Origin of the sequence: Ensifer sp. Root1252 (assembly GCF_001425885.1) — a bacterium.
Taxonomy (GTDB): domain Bacteria; phylum Pseudomonadota; class Alphaproteobacteria; order Rhizobiales; family Rhizobiaceae; genus Ensifer; species Ensifer canadensis.
This window is the reverse complement of the sequence record NZ_LMDT01000034.1, coordinates 19,165-40,871: the sequence shown is the minus strand read 5'-3', so window position 1 is coordinate 40,871 and position 21,707 is coordinate 19,165. Positions and strand designations below refer to the sequence as shown.

The following is a 21,707-nucleotide window of genomic DNA, read 5'->3' as shown; positions in this document are numbered from 1 at the left end:
GGTCAGTCCTTCTTGGCCTTCGCGGCCGTCTTTGGTTTTGCCTTGGCAGGCGCCTTGGCCTTGGTCGTCTTCTTGGTGGCGCCGTCTGTCGCAGCCTTGGAAGACTTCGTCGTCTTTGCCTTCGTCGCCTTGCCCTTGCCGGTGCCGCTCTTGGCTGCACGCTCGGCAATGAGGGCGAGCGCCTCTTCGACCGTTACCGATTGCGGATCCTTGCCTTGCGGCAAGGTCGCGTTGATCTTGCCCCAGTTGACATAGGGCCCGTAGCGGCCGTCGCGGACGGTGATTGCGCCGCCTTCCGTATGGTCGCCCAGTTCCTTCAGCGCGACCGCGGCGCCACGGCCACGACCGGCACCGGCCTTGGATTGCTTGTCGGCAATCACGGAAACGGCGCGGTTCAGACCGATCGAGAAGACGTCTTCGATCGATTCGAGGTTCGCATAGGTGCCGTCATGCAGCACGAAGGGTCCGTAGCGGCCAAGACCCGACGAGATCATCTTGCCGGTTTCGGGGTGCGCGCCGATATCGCGCGGCAGCGAGAGCAGGGCGACGGCCTTCTCATGGTCGATGGAGGATGGCGTCCAGCCCTTGGGCAGGCTCGAACGCTTGGCTTCCTTGCCGTCGCCGCGCTGGACATAGGGACCGAAACGGCCGCTGCGCAGCGTGATTTCCTCGCCGGTGTGCGGATCCTTGCCGAGCGCCTGCGGCTCGTTCGAGACCGAAGCCTCGGCATCGCTGTTGCCGTCGGACGAAAGCTGGCGGGTGAAGTTGCACTCGGGGTAGTTCGAGCAGCCGACGAAGGCGCCGTACTTGCCGAGTTTCAGCGACAGCTTGCCGGTGCCGCAAACCTGGCAGATGCGCGGATCGCTGCCGTCTTCGCGCTTGGGGAACACCAGCGGTGCCAGTTCCTCGTTCAGCGCGTCGAGCACGTTGGTTACGCGCAGTTCCTTGGTTTCCTCGATCTGCGCGAAGAAATCCTTCCAGAAGTCGCGAAGAACGTCCTTCCAGTTGACCTCGCCAGCCGAGACCTGGTCGAGCTTTTCTTCGAGCGACGCCGTGAAGTCGTACCCGACGTAGCGCGTGAAGAAGCTTTCGAGAAACGCCGTGACGAGCCGTCCCTTGGCCTGGGGCACGAGCTTGCGCTTGTCGTTGGTGATGTAGTCGCGGTCGAGCAGCGTCGTTACCGTCGCGGCATAGGTCGATGGACGGCCGATGCCGAGCTCTTCCATCTTCTTGATCAGCGTTGCTTCCGAGTAGCGCGGCGGCGGCTCGGTGAAATGCTGCGAAGCATTGATCTTCTGCTTTGCCAGGCTTTCGCGCGCGTTGATCTCCGGCAGGCGACCATCTTCGTCGCCGTCATCGGTCTGCTCGCCGTCTTCCTTGGCGTCCGTATAGGCGGCGATGAAGCCGTCGAAACGAATGACCGAACCGGTGGCGCGCAGGCCAGCCTTGTTGCCACCGTTATCGGCGGTAATCTCGGCGGTCGTACGTTCGATCTCGGCAGACGCCATCTGGCTGGCGATGCCGCGCTTCCAGACAAGATCGTAAAGCTTCAGCATATCGCCGTCGAGGAAGCGGCGGACCTGGTCGGGCGTCCGGTTGAAGTCGGTCGGGCGAATGGCCTCGTGCGCTTCCTGGGCGTTTTTCGCCTTGGTAGAGTAGAGGCGTGGCTTTTCCGGCAGGTAGCGGTTGCCGAACTGGCTGCCGATCGCCTCACGTGCGGCCTCGATCGATTCGGGCGCCATCTGCACACCGTCGGTACGCATGTAGGTGATCAGACCGACGGTTTCGCCGCCGATATCAACACCTTCATAGAGCTTCTGCGCAACCTGCATGGTGCGGGAGGCGGAGAAGCCGAGCTTCGATGACGCAGCCTGCTGTAGCGTCGAAGTGGTGAATGGCGGCGAGGGGTTCCGCTTGACCGGCTTTGCCTCGATGCTGTCGACGACATAGGTTGCGCCATCGAGCAGGGTCTTTAGCCGGTTGGCTTCCTCGCCGTTGCCGACCGCACGTGGAGCCAGTCGCTTTCCGTCCGCCGAAACGAGCCGTGCCTCGAACTCGTCACCGCGCGGCGTCTTCAAGAGCGCCGACAGGTTCCAGTATTCTTCGGAGATGAACCGTTCGATTTCCGCTTCGCGATCGCAGACCAGCCGCAGCGTGACGGACTGAACGCGGCCGGCAGAGCGGGCGCCGGGGAGCTTACGCCAAAGTACCGGCGACAGGTTGAAGCCGACGAGATAGTCGAGTGCACGGCGCGCCAGATACGCATCAACAAGCGGAATATCGAGGTCACGCGGATGGGCGATCGCGTCAAGCACGGCCTTCTTGGTGATGGCGTTGAAGGCCACACGCTTGACCGGCTTGTCACCCAACACCTTTTTCTTCCTGAGAAGATCGAGCACATGCCAGGAGATCGCTTCGCCTTCGCGATCCGGGTCGGTCGCGAGGATGAGGCCGTCCGCTGCCTTCACGGCATCGGCAATATCCTTCATGCGTTTGGCCGACGCGGCGTCGACCTCCCAGGACATCTCAAAATCTTCGTCAGGACGAACCGAGCCGTCCTTGGCAGGCAGATCCCGCACATGGCCGAACGAGGCAAGAACCTTGTAGCCTGGGCCGAGGTACTTGTTGATCGTCTTTGCCTTCGAAGGCGATTCCACCACTACAACATTCATCGTCATTTTTCTGAGACAACCGGGTTTGGTCCTGCGTCAGCGCGGTTTGCACTGAGCATCGCCGAATATCGATGCCCCGAAATGGACAGGGATTCGAGCGGGGTCAAGGGGTTTCATTCAAAATAGCGACAGGGCTGCGTTATGCAGCCATTGCGAGAATAGATAATTATATCTCTTTCCGATTGAGTCGCTCGTGTTTTCTTCGTATCTGCGAATGTGCTTTTGTGTTGCCGGTTGCCGACTGGATCGTGCGCAAACAAGAAGTTTTATTGCTCCGCATTGAGCGACACCAGTCCGCCAGCATGGCGGCTGAGGCGTCCGGCAAGGTCAAGCTCGAGCAGCACGAGGTAGACTTCCGCTGCAGGCTGTCCAGTGTGGCGGATGACATCGTCGATTTCGGCCGGTGTCGGGCCGAGCGCGTCGATGATCGTTGCCCGGTCGCCGTCAGCGAGCGGCACCGGCTGTCTCGACGGGGCTGCATGGCCGGGCTCTTCGGCCCCTGCCGCCAAGGGCAGCCTGTATTGGCTGAGAGGCGCAAGGGCGTCGAGAACATCGTCCGACGTCGTCGTGACGATCGCGCCCTGTTTGAGCAGATCATTGGTTCCGTGGCAGCGTGGGTCGAGCGGCGAGCCGGGAACGGCAAATACCAGTCGGCCGAAATCGGCGGCGTAGCGGGCCGTGATCAGTGAGCCCGAGCGGTTGGCTGCCTCGACGATCGCCACGCCGAGACTGATGCCGGCGATCAGACGGTTGCGCCTCGGGAAATCGCGAGCCCGCGGCTCCCAGCCGAACGGCATTTCGCTCACGGCCAGGCCCTGGCCTGACATGATATCGTTGAGCAGCCCGACATTTTCCGGTGGATAGGGTCGGTCGATACCGCCCGCAAGCACCGCGATCGTTCCGCTTTCCAGGCTTGCTCGATGGGCGGCGGTGTCGATGCCGCGCGCCAGCCCTGACGTGATCACATAACCGGCACGACCGGCATCGCGCGCGATCATCGCTGCGAACTTGGCACCGCTGACCGAGGCGTTGCGCGAGCCGACGATGCCGAGAGACGATCGTGCCGCGGCGTCGAGGTTGCCTTTGACCGCCAGAAGCGGTGGAGCGCCATCGATCTGGCGAAGGGCGAAAGGATAATTTGGTTCGCCGATACCGACGAAGGTCGCGCCGAAGCGGTGCGCTATTTCGAGCTCCCGTTCCGCTTCGGCGATAGTGGCGACGCGGAACGTCCGCGCCCCGGCGCCGCGCCGCAATAGTTCGGGCAAGGCGTCAAGTGCGGCGTCAGCCGTGCCGAAGTGATTGATGAGATCGCGGAACGTTACGGGGCCGACATTATCGCTGCGGATCAGCCGCAGCCAGGAAATCTTCTGTCGTTCGGTCAGTGCAACTCCGGTTCGCTTTGCACTGACGTTCAACATTATCCCTTGTCTCCGATCCTGCTTTCGGTGCCCGCGATGAGCCGCTGGATATTGGCGCGATGTTTCACCCATGTAATCAGGGTCATGACCGCAAACAGCAGGGCGACTTTCTCGTGTCCTGTCAGGTAGAGTACAACCGGAATGACTGCAGTTGCAACCAGCGCCGATAGCGAAGAGTAACGGCTAATTTTCGCCATCGCCAGCCAGATCGCCGCAAAGACGAGAACCATCCAGGGCACGAGGCCCAGCAGCACGCCGATATAGGTAGCGACGCCCTTGCCGCCCTTGAAGCCGAGCCAGACCGGGTAGAGATGGCCGAGGAAGGCGGCAAGACCTGCGGCGATACCGGCTTCGACACCCCAAAGCGATGCGATAGCGGCTGCCGCCGTGCCTTTCAGGGCGTCAAGCAGCAGGGTTGCCGCGGCAAGCTTCTTGTTGCCGGTTCGCAGGACATTGGTGGCGCCGATATTGCCCGAGCCGATCTTGCGAACGTCACCGAGGCCGGCCATGCGGGTCAGGATCAGCCCGAAGGGGATCGAGCCGAGCAGATAGCCGAAGGCAAGGCTCAAGGCTGTCGAAGGCAGTCCAAGCTGCCAGGAAAAAAGATCCACCGATTCCTCCCGCGCGACTGCTGTCGCTTATGCCGAATGCACAAGCTTGCCGGCAACATAGGTTTGCACAACCCGTCCGGTAAAGCGCGCATTTTCGAATGGCGTGTTCTTCGATCGTGAAACGATCGCTTCCTTGTAGAGGACCCAAGGCTCTTCGAGATCGATGACGGTGATGTCGGCCTTGGCACCCGGCTTCAGCGAGCCGGCATCAAGCCCGAAGATCGCCGCCGGACGCGTCGACATCGCGTCGATGAGGCGCATCAGCGGAACCTGGCCGCTGTTATGCAGGCGAAGCGCTGCGGCTAGCATCGTCTCGAGCCCGATCGCGCCATTTTCCGCGTCGGAGAAGGGCAGGCGCTTGGTGTCGACATCCTGCGGATCATGCGAGGAAACGATGATGTCGATGGTGCCGTTGGCAAGAGCTTCCGCCATCGCGACGCGGTCGTCCTCGCGGCGCAGCGGCGGCGAGAGCTTGAAGAAGGTCCGGTATTCACCGATGTCGTTCTCGTTGAGCGTCAGATGGTTGATAGAGATGCCGCAGGTGACGTTGGCGCCGCGGTTGCGGGCGGTCAGAACGGCTTCGGCGGATTCGGGAACCGAGATGTTGGCGGCGTGGTAGGCGGCCTTGGTGAGGCCGGCGATACGCAGGTCGCGCTCGAGCGGGATGATTTCCGCCTCGCGCGGCACACCGGCAAGACCGAGCCAGCTGGCAAGCAGGCCCTCGTTCATCACGCCGTTGGCGCCGAGATACTTGTCGCGCGTTTCGAGCGCGATCACCGCGCCGAACTCGCGGGCATAGGTCATGGCGCGGCGCAGCATCAGCGTATCGTGAATCGCCTTGCGTCCGTTGGTGAAGCAGACCGCACCTGCCTCCCGCAGCAGACCGAACTCGGTCATCTCTTCGCCGGCGAGACCCTTTGTCATCGCGGCCGCCGGATAGACATTGACGAGCGCCTTGTCGCGGGCCGTCTTCTGCATGAATTCGACAAGCGCGATGTCGTCGATGACAGGATCCGTGTCCGGCATCGAAATGAAGGAGGTCACACCGCCGACGGCTGCTGCGCGCGAGGCCGATTCGATCGTTTCGCGGTGCTCGGCGCCCGGCTCGCCGACGAAGACGCGCGCGTCGACGAGGCCCGGAACGGCCGTTAGTCCGTCGCAATCCTTGACGAAGGCGCCAACAGGCGTTCCCTGATTGAGGGCATCCTTGCCTGCGGCCAGGATACGGCCATCATCACCGACGATGATCGTGCCGGTTTCGTCGAGGTTGCGGGACGGATCGACGATGCGAAGGTTCCTAAGAACGAGCGGTCTGGTCATACGCGCGGCCCCTGGTTCTGCGAAAGAAGAAGCGTTTCCATCACCGCCATGCGCACGGCGACACCCATTTCAACCTGCTGCTCGATTACGCTCTGCGGCCCATCGGCGATTTCGGACGCGATCTCGACGCCGCGGTTCATTGGGCCCGGGTGCATGACGAGCGCGTCGTCCTTGGCTGCCTTGAGCTTTTCGGCATCGAGGCCGTAGTAGTGGAAATATTCGCGCACCGAAGGCACGAAGGAGCCGGCCATGCGCTCGCGCTGCAGGCGCAGCATCATCACCACATCTGCATCCTTCAGTCCCTCGGCCATCGAGTGGTAGACCTCAACGCCCATGTCGGCGATCCCAGAGGGAAGCAGCGTTGCCGGTGCGACGACCCGCACCCTCGCGCCCATCTGGTTGAGCAGAAGGATGTTGGAGCGGGCGACACGCGAATGCAGCACGTCGCCGCAGATCGCCACGATGATGCGCGAGAGCTTGCCCTTGATGCGGCGGATCGTCAGTGCATCGAGCAGGGCCTGGGTCGGATGTTCGTGCTGGCCATCGCCGGCATTGACCACGGAGCAGGAAACCTTGTGGGCCAGAAGTGCGGCCGCACCCGCGGACGAATGGCGCACGACCAGCACGTCGGGGTGCATGGCGTTGAGCGTCATCGCCGTATCGATCAGCGTTTCGCCCTTTTTCACCGACGAGTTGCCGACCGACATGTTCATCACGTCGGCGCCGAGCCGTTTGCCCGCTAGCTCGAAGGAGGATTGCGTCCTGGTGGACGCTTCAAAGAAGAGATTGATCTGCGTCATCCCTCGAAGGGTGGACGTCTTCTTCTCTCTCTGACGGGAGATCTTGACGGCTTCATCGGCACGATCGAGCAGGTAGGTGATATCCTGCTCCGTAAGACCTTTGATGCCGAGCAGGTGGCGATGCGGGAAAGTGGTCATGGGCCGCCCTTGCGCTCTGGAATGTGGCTCGCTCTATAAGACGTGACCCCCGGCACGGCAAGCGTTGCGCGGGCCCTTCCGCAGAAAACTTGGGTGCGGCATCCTATCTTTCCCTGGCCCCGTTTCGTGGTCGGCAAAGTTGCGCTAGAACCGGCCCATGAATCAGATGAACCGGACCGAACAGAAACTCGCCGAGCTGAACCAGCCCAAGCCCTGGTCCGGCATCAATGCCTATCGTTCCGATCCGCTGGTCGTGGACATCACGTCGGGCATGCCGAAGGCCCTGCGCGACGAGTTCGGTACGCTCGGGCGCTACGTGACCTCGCCGGAGGCGCAGGAACTCGCGCGCATGGCGAACGAAGGCGTACCGAAGCTGAAGACGCATGGCCCACGCGGCGAGCGCCTCGATGTCGTCGAGTTCCATCCGGCCTGGCATGCGCTGATGCGACGCTCCATGACCTCGGGCCTGCACGCATCCGCCTGGGAGAACCTGCCTGACGAGCGCAATCAGTCGCACAAGACGCGGGCGATCCGTTTCTACCTGACGGCCCAGCTGGAATGCGGCCATCTTTGCCCGCTGACGATGACAAGTGCATCGCTTGCCGCGATCACCGCCTCGCCCGCCGTGCAGAAGGAATGGGCGCCGAAGATCCTGTCGCGCAAATACGATTCGTCCAACAAGCCGTGGATGCAGAAGTCTGCCGTTACCGTCGGCATGGGCATGACGGAAAAGCAGGGCGGCACCGATGTGCGCGCCAACACTTCGACCGCAGAGCGTGTCGGCGAGGGTATCTACCGCCTGAACGGCCACAAGTGGTTCATGTCGGCGCCGATGAGCGACGCCTTCGTCATGCTGGCGCAGACCCGCGACGGGCTCGGCTGCTTCCTTGTACCGAGGCTGCTTGAAGACGGGAGCGCCAACGGCCTGCGCTTCCAACGCCTGAAGGACAAGCTCGGCAACCGCTCCAACGCATCCTCCGAAGTCGAGTTTTCCGACACATTCGGTTTCGTGCTCGGCGCGCCCGATGCCGGTATCCGCACTATTCTCGACATGGTGACGCTGACGCGTCTCGATTGCGCGCTGGCGTCCGCCGGCATCATGCGGGCATCGCTCGCCGAGGCCGTCCACCACACGCGTGGCCGCAAGGTTTTCGGCAAGCCGCTCGTCGGCCAGCCGATGATGACCCGGGTCCTCGCCGATATGGCGCTCGACGTCGCCGCCGCCAGTGCCCTGTCGTTCCGCCTCGCCGATGCCTTCGACAAGGCGCACGGCAGTGCCGAAGAGGCGGCCTATGCGCGCATCATGACGCCGGTCGCAAAATACTGGTGCTGCAAGATCGCCCCGGCGCTGATCTATGAAGCGATGGAATGCCTCGGTGGCAACGGCTACGTCGAAGAGCGGGCGCTGGCGCGGCATTATCGCGAGGCGCCGGTCAACGCGATCTGGGAAGGCTCGGGCAACGTCATGGCGCTGGATGTGCTTCGCGTTCTGCTTAAGCGCAAGGATCTCTTCGAACAGCTGTTTGCCGTGCTGAGCCGCGATCTCGGGCCTGCCGGTCGCAAGACGATCGACGTGCTGCGTGCGGCGATGTCGCTCTGCGAGCGCGACGAAGGGGCCGCCCGCATGCTGGTCGAGCAACTGGCTCTGGCAGCGGCGGCTGCCGAACTCTATCGGCTCGGGGCCGGCCGCATCGCCGACGCCTTCCTCGAATCGCGCCTTGCCGCCGGCTGGCGGTCCACCTACGGCATGCTCGATTCGCGCTTCGATTCGGCCTACATCCTCGACCTGCTCTATCCGGCCGCCACATAGGCGGTCACCGACAGCACCAGCGGGATCGTGAAGAAGGAGACGACGGTCTGAACCGTCGCCACCGCCGCGTAGAGCTCTGCGTCGCCGCCCATCTGTTTGGCGAGCAGATAGCCGTTCATCGCGGTCGGAACGGCAGCGCCGAGCGCAATGACGCACAACGCATCGCCGCGGATGCCGAGCAGGAAGCTGGCACCCACCATGAACACCGGCATCATGATCAGCTTCAGGAAGACTGCCAACATCGCCGATCCACTCGGCTTCAGTGCGTCCGACACCCGCAATCCGGCACCGACCATAACGAGCCCGAGGCTGAGCGAGGCGCTTGCCAGCATGTCGATGGTCGTCATCACCGGCCCGTAGACAGTTATGCCCATCCGGTTGAACACGATGCCCAGCACCGATGCGACGATTAACGGATTGGTAGCGATCTTGGCAAAGAAACGCCGGAAATCCCGGTTGCCGCCCCCGAACCAAACCAGCACGCCGACGTTGTAGAGATTGATCGGGATGATCACGAGGGTCATCACCAGCGCCGTCAGCGTCAGCCCGATCGGTCCATAGAGTTTCTGTGCGATCGCCAGTGCCATGAAGCCGTTCCACCGCGTCGCCGTCTGGAAGACCGAGGTGAAGGAGGCGCCCGAAACCTCTCTGTTTCGAAACAGCGGCCAGAGGAAGAGGACAAAGATCGACATCAGGCTGACACTGCCGATCGTGGCGATCGCCGTGGCGTCCGCCTTCATGCCGGAAAAATCGGCCTGGGCCAGCGTGGAGAACAAGAGGGCGGGGAAGAGAATGTAATAGCCGAACTGTTCGAGGCCCAGCCAAAGGTTCTGATCGACCAGCGTCGTGCGTTTCAGCCATGCGCCGAGCAGCACCAGAAGGAAGATGGGAAGGATACTTTCAAAGACGATGATCATGACGGGGCCTGAGCGGGAGAGGAGCCCACCGTTACTGCATAATCCCTCGAGCCGGAATCAATTTAAGACGAAATCGCGCCGTGCGTTTCAAGCTTTGCAGCGCCTTGGCGGGTCGGGCTGGCTGCAGTCGGACAGGAGCCTGTGAAAATTAACCTTAACAAGTGGTTTACATTGCGTGACCGCCGGCGAGCGTGGACAGTGGTTGGGTAACGCAAAGAGATCCGGAAGGGAGCGGTTCGGTGAGAACTGGTCTTTTGATCATCATGATGATGTTTTTCGCCGGACTGGCGCTCGATATCGTGGTTCCCGCAATGGTTCTGCTTGCCTTGGTACTGGCAGACCGCGCGATCTATCCATTGTTCTATCGACGCATATCGGAAAGGGGGGCCGCATGAAGTGGTTTCTGATCCTGTGGGCATGCCCCGTCATGTTTTTGGCCGCCTGGTACGGCCTTTCCTACTACGACATGAGCTTCGGATTCTTCATGCTGACGCGCCAGACCCATGACCTGGTCTTCCAGGTCTACGGCAACGTGCTCGGCATTCCGCCGGAAAGCATTCCGCCGCTCGTCGCCCGCGCCATCATTGTCGACAGCTTCATCGTTTTCGGCATCATCGCCTTCCGCAAGCGTCGTGAGCTTGCAGTCTGGTATCGCCGCTGCTTTGGTGCAGTGGCCGCTCAGTCGGCCGAAGCGCCGTCCCTGGCAAGGGACGCCAGCCTGTCGAGCGCCCCTTGAAGAATGAAGGATGCGGCAGCCGAGTCGATGCGCTCGGCCCGCTTCTTGCGTGATACGTCCATTTCAATCAGCACCCGTTCGGCCGCGACGGTCGAAAGCCGCTCATCCCAGTAGACGAAGGGCAGGGGCGTCTTCTCGACCATGTTTCGCACGAAAGCGCGGGTCGCCTGACACCGGGGCCCTTCGCTGCCGTCCATGTTGACCGGCAGGCCGATGATAAGGGCCGCAACCCGTTCCTTCTCGGCCACTGCCAGAAGCGTCACCGCATCGATGCCGAATTTGACCCGCCGGATCACCTCGCGCGGCGTTGCGATCCGGCGTCCAAGGTCGGACACCGAGATGCCGATCGTCTTGGTGCCGAGATCGAGGCCGGCGATGGCCTGGTTGGGCTGAAGCTGGCTCGCGAGCTCTTCGATGGTCAGAATTGTCATTTGATTTGCCGATTCGATCTTTGCAGGTGTTCGATCCGTTCCATATAGCTGGTCCAAGGCGCAAATCATCTGGGAGAATGTCATGAAGATCAAATGGCTCGGCCATTCCGCTTTCCACATCGAAACGGCAACGTCGAAGATCCTGATCGATCCCTTCTTCACCGGCAACCCGGCCTTCCTCGACAGCGAGCGCAAGGAGGTGACGACCGGGCTCACCCATATTCTGCTGACGCACGGTCATGGCGATCATGTCGGCGACACCGTCGCAATCGCCAAGGAAACGGGAGCCGTGGTCGTTGCGAACTTCGATCTCTGCATGTGGCTTGGGCGCCAGGGCGTTTCGGCGATGGAGCCGGGCAACACCGGCGGCACCATTCATCTCGCCGGCTTTTCCGCCACTTTCGTCAATGCGCTGCATTCTTCGGCACAGATTACCGAAGACGGCGTTTCGCATTCGCTCGGCAGTGCTAACGGCCTCGTTCTGCATTTCGAGGATGAACCGACGCTCTACCATATGGGCGACACGGACATCTTTTCGGACATGGCTCTGGTAGAGGAATTGCACCAGCCGGAGATCGGCCTCGTTCCAATCGGCGACCGGTTCACCATGGGAGGCGCCGTGGCCGCACTTGCCTGCCAGCGCTATTTCAAGTTCTCGACCGCCATTCCCTGCCACTACGGATCCTTCCCGATCATCGATCAGACGCCGGAAAACTTCGTCGTCGGCATGGACAGCGCCTCGACCAAAGTGGCAACACCGGCCGTCGGTGGCGTAGTGACCGTCTGACGGCGAAGGCCGTCAGCACCGCGGCAGGCGAGCGATCGGGCGATTCCCCCGTTGCGCGCCTCGCCGCGCACCATTATAGCGGGGGAAAGTTCCAGATACCGGAGACGACCATGTCCGTAGACCTTGCCACCGTGAAGCGCGTCGCGCGCCTCGCCCGCATCGCCGTCAGTGAAGATGAAGCCACGCGAATGGTGGGCGAAATCAACGGCATCCTTGGTTTCGTCGAGCAACTCTCCGAAGTGAATGTCGATGGCGTAGAACCGATGACGTCGGTGACACCGATGGACATGAAGAAGCGCCTTGACGTCGTGTCCGATGGCAGCAAGGCCGACGATATCGTTGCCAATGCTCCCAATACCGATCGCAACTTTTTCCTCGTCCCGAAGGTCGTCGAATAATCCGACCACCTGCCGCCCCGGCGTCCCTGATTGCGCCCGGCGTCCCTGATTGCGAAAGTCCGATTTCATCATGACCGAACTCACCAGCCTTACGATCGCCGAAGCCCGCACCAAGCTTGTCGCCAAGGAAATCACCGCCGTTGAACTGACCGACGCCTATATCGCGGCGATCGATTCCGCCAATGAAGCGATCAATGCCTATATCGCCGTCACGCCGGACAAGGCGCGCGAAATGGCCAAGGCATCGGACGCGCGCATCGCGGCCGGCAAGGCCGGCGCGCTCGAAGGCATTCCGCTGGGCATCAAGGATCTGTTCGGTACCGAAGGCGTGCACACGCAGGCCTGCAGCCACATTCTCGATGGTTTCGCCCCGCGCTACGAATCGACCGTGACCCAGAACCTCTGGAACGACGGCGCCGTGATGCTCGGCAAGCTCAACATGGACGAGTTCGCCATGGGCTCCTCCAACGAAACCTCTTACTACGGTGCCGTGAAGAACCCCTGGCGCGCCAAGGGCTCCAACCTCGATCTGGTCCCGGGCGGCTCGTCGGGCGGCTCGGCCGCTGCCGTCGCCGCGCATCTGTGCGCCGGTGCGACCGCAACCGATACCGGTGGCTCCATCCGTCAGCCGGCCGCCTTCACCGGCACCGTCGGCATCAAGCCGACCTATGGCCGCTGCTCGCGCTGGGGCGTCGTCGCCTTTGCGTCGTCGCTCGATCAGGCCGGCCCGATTGCCCGTGACGTGCGCGACGCCGCGATCCTTCTGAAGTCGATGGCAAGCGTCGACGCCAAGGACACGACCTCCGTCGATCTGCCGGTGCCGAACTACGAAGCTTCGATCGGACAGTCGATCAAGGGCATGAAGATCGGTATTCCGCGCGAATACCGGGTAGACGGCATGCCGGAAGAGATCGAAGCCCTGTGGCAGCAGGGTATCGCCTGGCTTAAGGATGCCGGTGCCGAGATCGTCGACATCACGCTTCCGCACACCAAATACGCGCTGCCGGCTTACTACATCGTCGCTCCGGCCGAAGCGTCTTCGAATCTTGCCCGCTACGATGGCGTCCGCTACGGCCTGCGCGTCGACGGCAAGGACATCGTCGACATGTACGAGAAGACCCGCGCAGCCGGCTTCGGCCAGGAGGTCAAGCGCCGCATCATGATCGGCACCTATGTGCTTTCTGCCGGCTATTACGACGCCTACTACCTGCGCGCCCAGAAGGTTCGCACGTTGATCAAGCGCGACTTTGAACTCGCTTTCCATGCGGGCGTCGACGCGATCCTGACGCCGGCGACACCGTCCTCCGCGTTCGGCATCGCCGACGAGGATCTCGCATCGGATCCGGTCAAGATGTACCTCAACGACATCTTTACGGTGACGGTCAACATGGCCGGCCTGCCGGGCATCGCCGTTCCCGGCGGCGTCGATCACAAGGGCCTGCCGCTTGGTCTGCAACTGATCGGCAAGCCGTTCGAGGAAGAGACCCTCTTCAAGACCGCCCATGTGATCGAGCAGGCAGCCGGTCGTTTCGCGCCCACCAAGTGGTGGTAAAACGCTAACGGCGCAGCACCGCAAGCGTGCTGCGCCGCGATCGCCGCGACTGGTGTGTCAGCCAGCGTCCTTGACGCGTCACACATGACGCGCGACGCTTCAGTGACGCGGAGAGGGGGGCCGCGCCATGCCCGTGATCCGTCATGCTCGAGAGGATGAGGTTGGTGCTCTCACGGCCGTAGGCCTTCGCGCCTGGGAAGGGGCGATTGTCGGCCTTGCCGATGTCGGTCGGATGAGGCGCCTGGCGGAGAACGCCTTTGGCGATTTTCTTGCCAATCATTGGCTCTCCGTTTCGCTGATCGAAGTTGATGGCCGGCCGCGTGGCTGGGCCGCTCGCGAGAACTTCGACGAGATGATCTCCGATCTGTGGATCGAGCCGGAAGCCCAGAGGCGGGGGCTCGGCGGTCGTCTGCTCGCCGACATTGAGCTTCGCATCTCAAACGACGGCTTCGACGCAGCGAAAACCAAGACGCACGCCAAGAACACAGCAGCCATCGGCTTCTTCCGCAAACACGGCTACGGGGTCACCTGGCTGTCGACCTCCTATGCGCCCAAGCTTGATCGCGATGTCGAGTACATCGGGCTGGGCAAGCCGCTTGCTGTTACCGATCTCGGCCTTTACGGCCGCTAGGTGATAAGAGATACGATCCCTAATCGCGGCATACCGTAAGGGCTGGAGAAAATGCCGGGCGATACCCGGCATCCTCATGGTTTCGCCGATCAGCGATTGTTGAGTTCCGACCGGACCAGGCGCAAGCCCCGCTCGGTGATGCGATAGGGTTTGCCGGCCGATGACGAGATCGCTTTCTTGCGCTTCAGCTTGCGGAAGAGTTCGAGGTCGAAGCCCGGATAGACCCATCCGTCGCGCGTGAAGCATCTGATGTCGATGATCGTCTTGTCGTCGCGGGTAATTTCGATACGGCCGCCTTGGGCCAAATGATGAAGAATGCGCTGCTCAGCGCGTGAGATATCCATATCTGAATGTTCCGGAATAGCGTTCGTGAGAACGCAGAAAAACGTTCCGCAAATCTTGGGAAAAGCGGGGTTACGTTTCCGGCCCGTGCGCGCAATCTATGAGAAAGCGGGCAGGGGCCCTTACCGGGACTCAGACGATGTGAACATCAAAACTCCATTCGAACGAACGCTTCCTAGAAGAGACCGACGAAAGCGTCAATATATCCGCTCGCAAAGATTGCGCAGGCAACCGCCACAATCATCTGGAACAGGACGATCAGAATGAGATGTGTTCGAAACGGCTCCTTGCGTGTCTTGTGCCTGAAGACCTGGCGACCGGCCATCGCACCGATGCTGCCGCCGAAAAATGCCGATTGCAGCAACGTCCGCTCGCTGATGCGGCGCCAGCCTGATCGCGCCGCGTGCTTGTCGTACCAGAATTGGCAGAAGCTCGTGATGTTGATCGCGACAAGGAAACACAGGAGACTGGCAGCGGTGAGGGCCATGTCCACCTTTTGCCATAGCGACCGCTAAGCGGCGGTTAAACCGTGCGCCACGTCATCGCGGGGCGGCTGATCGCGCCTAACAACTTGCACCATTGCGGCAATTGCTCTACCGAGAAACCAAGAATTCAGGCTTCAAAGAAGAGCATGATATGAGCATTGTCGACGTCCGCACTCCCGATTCCAAACGCTTCATCCCTGGCGCCACTGGCGACTGGGAGGTTATCATCGGCATGGAGGTCCATGCCCAGGTGCTTTCCAATTCGAAGCTGTTCTCGGGTGCATCGACCGAATTCGGCAAGCCGGCGAACGCCAACGTGTCGCTTGTCGATGCGGCCATGCCTGGCATGCTGCCCGTCATCAACGAGGAATGCGTCAGGCAGGCGGTCCGCACCGGCCTCGGTCTCAAGGCCGTGATCAACAACCGCTCGATCTTCGACCGCAAAAACTACTTCTATCCCGACCTGCCGCAGGGCTATCAGATCTCGCAGTTCAAGGATCCGATCGTCGGCGAAGGCAAGATCATCATTTCCGTCGGGCCTGATCGCCAGGGCCAGTTCGAAGACGTCGAGATCGGCATCGAGCGCCTGCATCTCGAGCAGGATGCCGGCAAGTCGATGCACGACCAGCATCCGTCGATGTCCTATGTCGACCTCAACCGCTCCGGCGTGGCGCTGATGGAAATCGTCTCAAAGCCCGACATGCGGTCGTCCGACGAGGCCAAGGCCTACATGACCAAGCTGCGTTCGATCGTGCGATACCTCGGCACCTGTGACGGCAACATGGACGAAGGTTCGATGCGCGCCGACGTCAACGTTTCGGTCCGTCGCCCCGGCGAAGGTTTTGGCACGCGCTGCGAAATCAAGAACGTCAACTCCATCCGCTTCATCGGTCAGGCGATCGAATATGAAGCGCGCCGTCAGATCGGAATTCTGGAAGACGGCGGCTCTATCGACCAGGAAACGCGCCTGTTCGACCCGAACAAGGGCGAGACACGCTCCATGCGGTCCAAGGAAGACGCGCACGACTATCGCTACTTCCCGGACCCGGACCTGCTGCCGCTCGAATTCGACCAGGCCTTCGTCGATGCGCTGAAAGCCGACCTGCCGGAACTGCCTGACGACAAGAAGGAACGCTTTGTCAGCGCCATGGGCCTGTCGGTCTATGACGCCTCGGTGCTCGTTTCCGAAAAGTCGATTGCCGACTATTTCGAGGCTGTGGCCGAAGGCCGTGACGGCAAGATCGCTGCAAACTGGGTCATCAACGACTTGCTCGGCGCCTTGAACAAAGCCGGCAAAGCTATTGAAGAGACTCCGGTTTCCCCTGCCCAGCTCGGCGGCATCATCGATCTCATCAAGGCGGAGACGATTTCCGGCAAGATCGCCAAGGACCTCTTCGAAATCGTCTGGAACGAAGGCGGAAATCCTGCCGAGATCGTTGAAGCGCGTGGCATGAAGCAGGTAACAGACACCGGCGCCATCGAGAAGGCGGTCGACGAGATCATCGCCGCCAACCCGGACCAGGTTGCCAAGGTGCAGGCAAAGCCTTCGCTCGCTGGCTGGTTCGTCGGCCAGGTGATGAAGTCGACCGGCGGCAAGGCTAATCCGCAGGCCGTTCAGGCACTGGTCAAGGCCAAGCTCGGCATCGAGGAATAAACGATGTTCTTCGTCCGCACGGCGAGCGAGCGCGATCTGGAAAAGGTTCGCGCGCTGCTCGTCGAGACGTGGCACGCGACCTATGACACCTTCTATGGCGTCGAGAAGGTCAACGAACTGACGGGCCGCTGGCATTCGCTACCGGCGCTCAAGGTCCGGCTAGAGCGCAAGGACGCGGAATTCCTGGTTGCCGACGATGGTCGCAGCATTGGCGGCATGGGCTATGCGTCCATGTCAGATACGTTGAAGAAGACCGTGGTGCTCCACCAGCTTTACGTCCTGCCGAAACTGCAGAGGCAGGGCATCGGCCGCGACATTTTCGCCGAACTCGAAACCTGCTTCCCGGATGCCGAGCGCATGCGGGTCGAGGTCGAGCCGCAGAACCTTCATGCCCTCGCATTCTACCGGACTCACGGCTTTTCCGAAGTCGGTCAAACCAGCGATTGCGGCGACGACCAGTCGGGGCTTCTGGCACTCATCCTCGAAAAACCGTTGGTCTGACGCCGTCGTTCCTCTGAGGTTAGCGGCCGTCGCCTTCCTCCGGGGAAGATCGCGCGGTTAGGGTTGGCTGTCGCGAAACGCTAGCCTTCTGATGATTGATGCTCGGTGCTGATGGTGACGCCCGGAGGAAAACATGCACGCGCTGACTGACTTGGATATCCGCAAGGCCGAGCGGGCTGATCTACCGGCGATCATCGCGCTCTTTGCCGCCGACGACGTTGGCGGACACGGTGACACGGTCGAGCCGGAGGCTTTCGACGACTATCTCGCGGCCTTCGCGCGCATCGAGGCATCACCGCTTCAAACCCTTTATGTCGCCCGCCTCGGTGAAGAAGTGGTCGGCACTTTCCAGGCAACATTATTGACCTCGCTTCCTGGACGCGGCCGGCCAAGACTGCTGATCGAGGCCGTGCAAACCCGTAAAGACATGCGCGGCCGTGGCATAGGCGCACGCATGATACGTCATGCGATCGAGCGTGCGCGCGAGGAGGGGGCAGCAAAGGTCCAGCTCTCCTCTAATGCGACGCGCACCGACGCGCATCGCTTCTACGAACGTCTCGGTTTTGTACGCAGCCATTTCGGGTTCCACATGCCGCTGAAATGACTGTGTTTGCCTCGGAATCACTGGACAAGCCTGGAGTGGCGGGGCATAAGCGGGGACATAGTTTTGGTATCCGGCCGCCTTCCCAACGGTCGGTTGAGGACGGCATCCATGAAGCTCCTGCTGCAGATTTTCACCTGGTGGAACCAACAGACGATCGGAACGCGGTTTCATACCTGGCGTAACGGTCAACGTGTCGGCGAAGACGAGCTCGGCAACGTCTATTATCAGGGCGGTAAGGACTCCGAAGGCCGGACGCGCCGTTGGGTGATTTACAACGGTTATGCCGAAGCCTCTGCTATTCCGGCCGGCTGGCACGGCTGGATGCATCACCGCACCGACGTTTCGCCGGCTGACGAAAAATACGTCGCTCGCGAGTGGCAGAAGCCACATCGTCCGAACCCGACTGGTACGGCCAACGCTTACCGGCCGCAGGGTTCGATCGCCGGTACCGGTGCGCGTCCGCGCGTAACGGGTGATTATGACGCCTGGACGCCGGGCTCCTGAGACGCTTGTCGTCGGACAAGGCGCGCCGCCCGCGAAATGGTCCGATGACCACGGGGCGGCCACATTTCATGTTTAGCGCCTGATATCCATCAACGGTGAATGCGAAGCGCGCGGGAGACAGGCGGGAATGGCGGGTTCTTATCTGCGGAAAACAATCGGCCAGATGTCGAGCCGGCTCTGTGTCGCTGCGCTTGCCGCGCTGCCGATGATTTCCTCGGCCGGTACGGCCGAGGCCGCGCGGGTAAACAACGCCGTCGCCGTGTTTTCCGGCATCGACAAGATCACCGGCCGCATCACGACCTTTGACGTCTATATCGGTGAGACCGTCCAGTTTGGCGCCCTGCAGGTAACGCCGCGCGTCTGCTATAACAGGGACGACACGGAAGCTCAGAAGATCACCACCTTCGTCGAGGTCGACGAGATTACGCTTGACCGCAAGATCAGGCGGATCTTTACCGGCTGGATGTTTGCCGACAGCCCCGGCCTCAACGCCGTCGAGCACCCCGTCTATGATGTCTGGCTGCAGTCCTGCAAAGCGACGTCGGACCTGCCGCCACCGGATACTGCCTCCAAGAGGTAGCCTTGCCTGGCAGGCGCCCTTGAACGCGGCTGCGATATGCCCTCAATTTTTCTGTGCCAACCCGCTCTTCGGTGCGCCGGAACGAGCGCGCACAACGGGCGGCGGTGGACCATCTCGTGATGGTTTCGCTTCGCGGACGTCCGCACCGGCCATGCCGTGACAAGCCGTCCGTAATGTCTTGGAAGTCCAGTAGAATAGCTCCCGCAAATAAATTTGGCAAAACAAAGCGATAGAGCGGTTGCGCGACTCCTTTTGTGAGCGGGCGATGCTCTGGCGCGGACATCCCTGGGCACTTTGAAGGGTCTGAGACGGGGTGGAAATGGGCGTTTGCACCGGGGGCTCAGGTCGACGATGAGCTCAAAACGATAGATCCGGAGAGTTCATCGCATTGGCGAGCATGATCTCATACTCCGCCTTCGGCACGTCGATCGCACCGAAGGACTTGAGATGCTCGGTCGTGAACTGGGTGTCCAGCAATTCAAAGCCCTTGGCGCGCAGGCGCTCCACCAGATGCACGAGGCAGATCTTGGACGCGTTGGTGCGTCTGGAAAACATGCTTTCGCCGAAAAATGCCGAGCCGAGTGAGACGCCGTAGAGACCGCCGACCAGCGCATCGTCCTCCCAGGCTTCGACGCTGTGCGCGTAGCCCATCGAGTGAAGCGTGGCGTAAAGCGAGCGGATCTTGTTGTTGATCCAGGTGGTCGGGCGATCCGGCGCAGGCGCGGCGCAGCCTTCCATCACGGCCTCGAAGGCGGTGTTGAAGCGGATGTCGAAGTGGCTCTTGCGGATTGTCTTTGCAAGACTGCGCGAGACGTGAAAGCCATCGAGCGGAATGACGCCGCGGATTTCCGGCTCGACCCAGAAAAGCTCTGGATCGTCAGCCGAATCGGCCATCGGAAACAGGCCTATGGAATAGGCGCGCAGCAGCATGTCCGGTGTTACGTCGGGTTGCTTGCTGCGCGTCCCTTTCAATGCACGGTCCTATTCGGACGTCGTGGCCAGATGGTGCTCCAGCCAATGGATGTCGTATTCGCCGTTCGCGATATCCTGATTGTTGATCAGGTCCTGGAACAGCGGCAGCGTCGTCTTGATACCATCGATGACGAATTCGTCGAGCACGCGACGAAGGCGCATCATGCATTCGACACGGGTCCGGCCATGGACGATGAGCTTGCCGATCAAGCTGTCGTAGTAAGGCGGGATACGGTAGCCCTGATAGGCACCAGAATCGACGCGAACGCCGAGACCGCCCGGTGCGTGGAAATGCGTGATTGTGCCCGGCGAGGGGACGAAGGTGCGCGGATCTTCGGCATTGATACGGCACTCGATCGCGTGGCCGGAAAACACGATGTCTTCCTGCTTGACCGAAAGCCCGCCACCCGATGCGACGCGGATCTGTTCGTGCACCAGGTCGATGCCGGTGATCGCTTCGGTGATCGGATGCTCCACCTGGAGGCGGGTGTTCATTTCGATGAAATAGAACTCGCCATTCTCGTAGAGGAACTCGATCGTGCCTGCGCCGCGGTACTTCAGCTTTTTCATCGCATCGGCGCAAACCTGGCCGATCTTCATGCGCTGCTCGACGTTGAGGGCAGGGGAGTTTGCCTCTTCCCACACCTTCTGGTGGCGCCGCTGCAAGGAGCAGTCACGCTCGCCGAGATGGATCGCATTGCCTTCGCCGTCGCCGACGATCTGGATTTCGATGTGGCGCGGCTTGCCGAGATACTTCTCCATGTAAACAGCGTCATTGCCGAAGGCCGCAAGCGCCTCGGAACGAGCGGTTGACACGGCCTCGTCGAGGTCAGCCTCGGTCTTGGCGACTTTCATGCCGCGGCCACCGCCGCCGGCGGTCGCCTTGATCAGAACCGGGAAGCCGATCTTGCGCGCGGCTTCGAGGGCGTTCTCAGGCTTCACTTCGCCGTCGGAGCCCGGAACCACGGGGATGCCAAGTTCCTGCGCCGTCTTCTTGGCGGTGATCTTGTCGCCCATGATGCGGATATGTTCCGCCGTCGGACCGATGAAGGTGATGTCGTGGGCGTCGAGGATTTCGGCGAACTTGGCGTTTTCCGACAGGAAGCCGTAACCCGGGTGCACGGCGTCAGCGCCGGTGATTTCGCAGGCGGCGACGATCTGGTGAATGTTCAGATAGCTATCGCGCGACGGCGGAGGACCGATGCAGACGCTTTCGTCGGCCAGACGCACATGCATGGCGTCGCTGTCAGCCGTGGAATGGACGGCCACCGTCGCGATGCCGAGTTCCTTACAGGCGCGCAGTACGCGAAGGGCGATTTCGCCGCGATTGGCAATGAGAATTTTCGAGATCATCGCAGCGCCGCCTTATTCGATTACGATCAGCGGCTCGCCATACTCGACGGGGGCTGCGTCCTGGACGAAGATTTCGGTCACCTTGCCCGAACGCGGGGCAGGGATCTGGTTCATGGTCTTCATCGCTTCGATGATCAGGACCGTCTGACCTTCCTTGACCACGGTACCGACCTCGATGAACGGGCGGGCGCCTGGGGCCGGCGCGAGGTAGGCCGTACCGACCATCGGAGCCGTTAAGGCGTTTTTGGAATTGCGGCTGGTCTCGGCCGGAGCGACAACTGCAGCGGGCTGCGCAGCGTGGACGGCCGGCTGGGCCTGGTAGGTCGGCATCGACATGGCGACCGGCGTGCCGGCGCGCGATACGCGGATGCGGAGGTCTTCCTGCTCCACTTCGATCTCGGTGAGATCCGTGTCGTTCAGGATATTGGCGAGATCGCGGATCAGCGCCTGGTCGATACCGGGTTTCTTGTCAGCCATGGGATATGAGCCTC

General features: G+C 61.5%; 24 protein-coding genes. 12 read left to right on the top strand and 12 right to left on the bottom strand.

The genetic code is table 11. The annotated features are described in order from the left end of the window. Positions 1-2 precede the first annotated feature (2 nt). From topA to ASD02_RS26980, 5 genes are all read right to left on the bottom strand, one after another. Positions 3-2,672, bottom strand: coding sequence for a type I DNA topoisomerase (topA, locus tag ASD02_RS27000; protein ID WP_025426616.1), 2,670 nt, complete (start codon positions 2,670-2,672; stop codon positions 3-5). Positions 2,673-2,938: 266 nt separating this feature from the next. Beyond that, positions 2,939-4,090 carry a DNA-processing protein DprA gene (dprA, locus tag ASD02_RS26995; RefSeq protein ID WP_057221470.1) on the bottom strand — a complete coding sequence of 384 codons (1,152 nt, stop codon included), beginning with the start codon at positions 4,088-4,090 and terminating at the stop codon, positions 2,939-2,941. Continuing rightward, a complete protein-coding gene (plsY, locus tag ASD02_RS26990; protein ID WP_025426617.1) occupies positions 4,090-4,701 on the bottom strand; it encodes a glycerol-3-phosphate 1-O-acyltransferase PlsY in 612 nt (203 codons plus the stop codon). Before plsY ends, dprA begins: the two co-directional genes overlap by 1 nt. Before the next feature lie 27 nt (positions 4,702-4,728). Continuing rightward, on the bottom strand, positions 4,729-6,021 hold the full coding sequence (locus ASD02_RS26985; protein ID WP_025426618.1) for a dihydroorotase: 1,293 nt from the start codon (positions 6,019-6,021) through the stop codon (positions 4,729-4,731). Beyond that, on the bottom strand, positions 6,018-6,959 hold the full coding sequence (locus tag ASD02_RS26980) for an aspartate carbamoyltransferase catalytic subunit (protein ID WP_025426619.1): 942 nt from the start codon (positions 6,957-6,959) through the stop codon (positions 6,018-6,020). Before ASD02_RS26980 ends, ASD02_RS26985 begins: the two co-directional genes overlap by 4 nt. Before the next feature lie 157 nt (positions 6,960-7,116). Between ASD02_RS26980 and ASD02_RS26975 the strand changes: the two genes are divergently transcribed. Beyond that, a complete protein-coding gene (locus ASD02_RS26975) occupies positions 7,117-8,769 on the top strand; it encodes an acyl-CoA dehydrogenase family protein (RefSeq protein ID WP_025426620.1) in 1,653 nt (550 codons plus the stop codon). On the opposite strand, the gene ASD02_RS26970 is transcribed toward ASD02_RS26975, so the two are convergent. Continuing rightward, positions 8,751-9,686, bottom strand: a complete 936-nt coding sequence (locus ASD02_RS26970; RefSeq protein WP_025426621.1) for an AEC family transporter — start codon at positions 9,684-9,686, stop codon at positions 8,751-8,753. The two genes, ASD02_RS26975 and ASD02_RS26970, sit on opposite strands and share 19 nt — an antisense overlap. Positions 9,687-9,925: 239 nt before the next feature. Here ASD02_RS26970 and ASD02_RS38610 point away from each other — a divergent pair, with 239 nt between their 5' ends. Both ASD02_RS38610 and ASD02_RS26965 read left to right on the top strand, forming a co-directional pair. After that, positions 9,926-10,081 carry a hypothetical protein gene (locus ASD02_RS38610; RefSeq protein WP_156407888.1) on the top strand — a complete coding sequence of 52 codons (156 nt, stop codon included), beginning with the start codon at positions 9,926-9,928 and terminating at the stop codon, positions 10,079-10,081. Next, positions 10,078-10,422 carry a DUF6105 family protein gene (locus ASD02_RS26965; RefSeq protein WP_025426622.1) on the top strand — a complete coding sequence of 115 codons (345 nt, stop codon included), beginning with the start codon at positions 10,078-10,080 and terminating at the stop codon, positions 10,420-10,422. Before ASD02_RS38610 ends, ASD02_RS26965 begins: the two co-directional genes overlap by 4 nt. Here ASD02_RS26965 and ruvX read toward each other — a convergent pair. Beyond that, on the bottom strand, positions 10,365-10,853 hold the full coding sequence (ruvX, locus tag ASD02_RS26960; RefSeq protein ID WP_025426623.1) for a Holliday junction resolvase RuvX: 489 nt from the start codon (positions 10,851-10,853) through the stop codon (positions 10,365-10,367). The genes ASD02_RS26965 and ruvX overlap by 58 nt on opposite strands. A gap of 82 nt (positions 10,854-10,935) precedes the next feature. Between ruvX and ASD02_RS26955 the strand changes: the two genes are divergently transcribed. From ASD02_RS26955 to ASD02_RS26940, 4 genes are all read left to right on the top strand, one after another. Next, on the top strand, positions 10,936-11,640 hold the full coding sequence (locus ASD02_RS26955) for a metal-dependent hydrolase (RefSeq protein WP_025426624.1): 705 nt from the start codon (positions 10,936-10,938) through the stop codon (positions 11,638-11,640). A gap of 110 nt (positions 11,641-11,750) precedes the next feature. Beyond that, positions 11,751-12,038: an Asp-tRNA(Asn)/Glu-tRNA(Gln) amidotransferase subunit GatC gene (gene gatC / locus ASD02_RS26950; RefSeq protein WP_025426625.1), complete on the top strand. Its 288-nt coding sequence runs from the start codon at positions 11,751-11,753 to the stop codon at positions 12,036-12,038. A gap of 70 nt (positions 12,039-12,108) precedes the next feature. Next, positions 12,109-13,590 carry an Asp-tRNA(Asn)/Glu-tRNA(Gln) amidotransferase subunit GatA gene (gatA, locus tag ASD02_RS26945; RefSeq protein WP_025426626.1) on the top strand — a complete coding sequence of 494 codons (1,482 nt, stop codon included), beginning with the start codon at positions 12,109-12,111 and terminating at the stop codon, positions 13,588-13,590. Positions 13,591-13,717: 127 nt separating this feature from the next. Further along, on the top strand, positions 13,718-14,221 hold the full coding sequence (locus ASD02_RS26940) for a GNAT family N-acetyltransferase (protein ID WP_025426627.1): 504 nt from the start codon (positions 13,718-13,720) through the stop codon (positions 14,219-14,221). A gap of 89 nt (positions 14,222-14,310) precedes the next feature. On the opposite strand, the gene ASD02_RS26935 is transcribed toward ASD02_RS26940, so the two are convergent. Together ASD02_RS26935 and ASD02_RS26930 are read right to left on the bottom strand one after the other, a co-directional pair. Further along, positions 14,311-14,565, bottom strand: coding sequence for a YjhX family toxin (locus ASD02_RS26935; protein ID WP_025426628.1), 255 nt, complete (start codon positions 14,563-14,565; stop codon positions 14,311-14,313). A gap of 173 nt (positions 14,566-14,738) precedes the next feature. Further along, positions 14,739-15,050, bottom strand: coding sequence for a DUF1294 domain-containing protein (locus tag ASD02_RS26930; RefSeq protein ID WP_025426629.1), 312 nt, complete (start codon positions 15,048-15,050; stop codon positions 14,739-14,741). 149 nt (positions 15,051-15,199) lie between these two features. Here ASD02_RS26930 and gatB point away from each other — a divergent pair, with 149 nt between their 5' ends. The 5 genes from gatB to ASD02_RS26905 all read left to right on the top strand — a co-directional run bounded on the left by gatB (position 15,200) and on the right by ASD02_RS26905 (position 18,891). Further along, the gene (gene gatB, locus ASD02_RS26925) at positions 15,200-16,702 is read left to right on the top strand and encodes an Asp-tRNA(Asn)/Glu-tRNA(Gln) amidotransferase subunit GatB (protein WP_025426630.1); all 1,503 of its coding nucleotides are present in this window, start codon (positions 15,200-15,202) and stop codon (positions 16,700-16,702) included. Positions 16,703-16,705: 3 nt separating this feature from the next. After that, positions 16,706-17,203: a GNAT family N-acetyltransferase gene (locus ASD02_RS26920; protein WP_025426631.1), complete on the top strand. Its 498-nt coding sequence runs from the start codon at positions 16,706-16,708 to the stop codon at positions 17,201-17,203. A gap of 133 nt (positions 17,204-17,336) precedes the next feature. Then, positions 17,337-17,807 carry a GNAT family N-acetyltransferase gene (locus ASD02_RS26915; RefSeq protein ID WP_025426632.1) on the top strand — a complete coding sequence of 157 codons (471 nt, stop codon included), beginning with the start codon at positions 17,337-17,339 and terminating at the stop codon, positions 17,805-17,807. A gap of 108 nt (positions 17,808-17,915) precedes the next feature. Further along, entirely contained in the window at positions 17,916-18,311 is a 396-nt protein-coding gene (locus ASD02_RS26910; RefSeq protein WP_025426633.1) for an NADH:ubiquinone oxidoreductase subunit NDUFA12, read from the top strand. A 127-nt stretch (positions 18,312-18,438) separates the two neighbouring features. Further along, complete coding sequence (locus tag ASD02_RS26905; protein WP_025426634.1) at positions 18,439-18,891, top strand: DUF2155 domain-containing protein; 453 nt, start codon at positions 18,439-18,441, stop codon at positions 18,889-18,891. 357 nt (positions 18,892-19,248) lie between these two features. Here the strand turns inward: ASD02_RS26905 and aat are convergent, their stop codons facing one another. The 3 genes from aat to accB are packed head-to-tail and all read right to left on the bottom strand — an operon-like array spanning position 19,249 to position 21,693. After that, the gene (gene aat / locus ASD02_RS26900; protein ID WP_025426635.1) at positions 19,249-19,863 is read right to left on the bottom strand and encodes a leucyl/phenylalanyl-tRNA--protein transferase; all 615 of its coding nucleotides are present in this window, start codon (positions 19,861-19,863) and stop codon (positions 19,249-19,251) included. Positions 19,864-19,872: 9 nt separating this feature from the next. Further along, positions 19,873-21,216 (bottom strand): acetyl-CoA carboxylase biotin carboxylase subunit, encoded by a 1,344-nt coding sequence (gene accC / locus ASD02_RS26895; protein WP_025426636.1) that lies wholly within the window; start codon positions 21,214-21,216, stop codon positions 19,873-19,875. 12 nt (positions 21,217-21,228) lie between these two features. Beyond that, positions 21,229-21,693 (bottom strand): acetyl-CoA carboxylase biotin carboxyl carrier protein, encoded by a 465-nt coding sequence (accB, locus tag ASD02_RS26890; protein WP_025426637.1) that lies wholly within the window; start codon positions 21,691-21,693, stop codon positions 21,229-21,231. Positions 21,694-21,707: the final 14 nt, after the last annotated feature.

Coding starts and splice junctions, on each gene's coding strand:
- topA (WP_025426616.1), bottom strand. CDS start 2,672: ATGAATGTTGTAGTGGTGGAATCGCCTTCGAAGGCAAAGACGATCAAC.
- dprA (WP_057221470.1), bottom strand. CDS start 4,090: ATGTTGAACGTCAGTGCAAAGCGAACCGGAGTTGCACTGACCGAACGA.
- ASD02_RS26985 (WP_025426618.1), bottom strand. CDS start 6,021: ATGACCAGACCGCTCGTTCTTAGGAACCTTCGCATCGTCGATCCGTCC.
- ASD02_RS26980 (WP_025426619.1), bottom strand. CDS start 6,959: ATGACCACTTTCCCGCATCGCCACCTGCTCGGCATCAAAGGTCTTACG.
- ASD02_RS26975 (WP_025426620.1), top strand. CDS start 7,117: ATGAATCAGATGAACCGGACCGAACAGAAACTCGCCGAGCTGAACCAG.
- ASD02_RS26970 (WP_025426621.1), bottom strand. CDS start 9,686: ATGATCATCGTCTTTGAAAGTATCCTTCCCATCTTCCTTCTGGTGCTG.
- ASD02_RS26965 (WP_025426622.1), top strand. CDS start 10,078: ATGAAGTGGTTTCTGATCCTGTGGGCATGCCCCGTCATGTTTTTGGCC.
- ruvX (WP_025426623.1), bottom strand. CDS start 10,853: ATGACAATTCTGACCATCGAAGAGCTCGCGAGCCAGCTTCAGCCCAAC.
- ASD02_RS26955 (WP_025426624.1), top strand. CDS start 10,936: ATGAAGATCAAATGGCTCGGCCATTCCGCTTTCCACATCGAAACGGCA.
- gatC (WP_025426625.1), top strand. CDS start 11,751: ATGTCCGTAGACCTTGCCACCGTGAAGCGCGTCGCGCGCCTCGCCCGC.
- gatA (WP_025426626.1), top strand. CDS start 12,109: ATGACCGAACTCACCAGCCTTACGATCGCCGAAGCCCGCACCAAGCTT.
- ASD02_RS26940 (WP_025426627.1), top strand. CDS start 13,718: ATGCCCGTGATCCGTCATGCTCGAGAGGATGAGGTTGGTGCTCTCACG.
- ASD02_RS26935 (WP_025426628.1), bottom strand. CDS start 14,565: ATGGATATCTCACGCGCTGAGCAGCGCATTCTTCATCATTTGGCCCAA.
- ASD02_RS26930 (WP_025426629.1), bottom strand. CDS start 15,050: ATGGCCCTCACCGCTGCCAGTCTCCTGTGTTTCCTTGTCGCGATCAAC.
- gatB (WP_025426630.1), top strand. CDS start 15,200: ATGAGCATTGTCGACGTCCGCACTCCCGATTCCAAACGCTTCATCCCT.
- ASD02_RS26920 (WP_025426631.1), top strand. CDS start 16,706: ATGTTCTTCGTCCGCACGGCGAGCGAGCGCGATCTGGAAAAGGTTCGC.
- ASD02_RS26915 (WP_025426632.1), top strand. CDS start 17,337: ATGCACGCGCTGACTGACTTGGATATCCGCAAGGCCGAGCGGGCTGAT.
- ASD02_RS26910 (WP_025426633.1), top strand. CDS start 17,916: ATGAAGCTCCTGCTGCAGATTTTCACCTGGTGGAACCAACAGACGATC.
- ASD02_RS26905 (WP_025426634.1), top strand. CDS start 18,439: ATGGCGGGTTCTTATCTGCGGAAAACAATCGGCCAGATGTCGAGCCGG.
- accC (WP_025426636.1), bottom strand. CDS start 21,216: ATGATCTCGAAAATTCTCATTGCCAATCGCGGCGAAATCGCCCTTCGC.
- accB (WP_025426637.1), bottom strand. CDS start 21,693: ATGGCTGACAAGAAACCCGGTATCGACCAGGCGCTGATCCGCGATCTC.